This window comes from Tsukamurella conjunctivitidis, assembly GCF_007858475.1.
In the GTDB taxonomy this organism is placed as follows: Bacteria; Actinomycetota; Actinomycetes; order Mycobacteriales; family Mycobacteriaceae; genus Tsukamurella; species Tsukamurella conjunctivitidis.
This window is the reverse complement of sequence record NZ_VIGX01000045.1, coordinates 1-1,109: the sequence shown is the minus strand read 5'-3', so window position 1 is coordinate 1,109 and position 1,109 is coordinate 1. Positions and strand designations below refer to the sequence as shown.

Annotated in this window: 2 protein-coding genes; both read left to right on the top strand. The window is 66.3% G+C overall.

Going from position 1 to position 1,109, the window contains the following annotated elements; translation table 11 throughout:
* Positions 1-582 (top strand): hypothetical protein (locus FK530_RS26430; RefSeq protein ID WP_205124243.1); only part of this gene is annotated, 582 nt, incomplete at its 5' end.
* A 208-nt stretch (positions 583-790) separates the two neighbouring features.
* A partial coding sequence (locus FK530_RS24225; protein ID WP_146489407.1) for a hypothetical protein occupies positions 791-1,109 on the top strand: 319 nt, incomplete at its 3' end.

Below are 1,109 nucleotides of genomic sequence, written 5' to 3'. Positions count from 1 at the left end.
CGTCCACCAGATCGTGTAGTCGCCACCGCACCCAGCGCGGAGCCCGTCGAGGCGGCTCTTGCCGAGTTCACGATCTCCAAGGCGGGCGGCAACACCGTGACCGCGTGGCGACCCAGAATCGCCCGCGCCCGAGACATCTCCCTTGATGCGGACGCAATCCGGGAAGCAATCCTCCCAGTGCTGCGTGACACGAGCGCGGAACTCCAGGGCCTCCGTGTGACATTGCATGGGGAGCGGCTCGATGTCGACCAGCCCGAACGCATGGCTTCCGAACACTCGGGGGGTGGAAACGCTCATATCACCCCAGTATCAGCAGTTTCGCAGGCCGCACGCGAGGAGGCCGAGAGGCGGTGGCCGGAGTGGAGGCATCTCCGGGACTCATGGGACGCCCGCGCTATGCAGGCCGCGTTCAAACAGGGCGCGCAGTGGCAGGCCGACCAGCGCAGCGTGGAGCCCACCGCTGAGGAGGTCGAGGCCGCACTAGTTGCCTTCTGGGCGGCTGATTATGGCGGCATCGTGGGTAGTCCGCAGCGGCAGATGTATGCGGCTCTCGTCGCGGCCCGGGAGGTGAGCGGGCGATGAGCGTGTCATTCAAACGGCCACCCAGCCCGTACATCGTGCGCAGGGACGGAACTGTACTGGATCGAGAGACCCGGGAGATCGTGGGACGTGTGTGGAGTAACAGGGACGGGAGATGGTGGCACACCCGGTCGTACCTCCTCTGCGGGCACTCCTCCCGGGCGGACGCCGTCTCGTCACTCGGGAATGCAGTTCGGAAGGAGGCGGGACGATGACCACCCGAGTCACACCCCGCCACCTGGCCCAGGAAAACAGCGTGGAGATTTACCTCCCGGAGGGCCTGCCCATTATGCCGGGCAGCCTCTACCGCGAGGGAGCCCGCATGCGACCCAAGTGGGTGCGCATCCGCCGGACATACCACCAAACCTATGTCAGCGTCCATGGCGTTGCGATCCGGGCGAATGGCCTGGAGGGCGTCCAGGCGCAGTACATCGGTATCAGCCTGCCCGGTCAGCATCACCCGTGGGAGAGCGACCTGCCGTGGGAGAGCGCCCCGGACTGGCTTCGGGACCTTATCGAGCGGTACATGC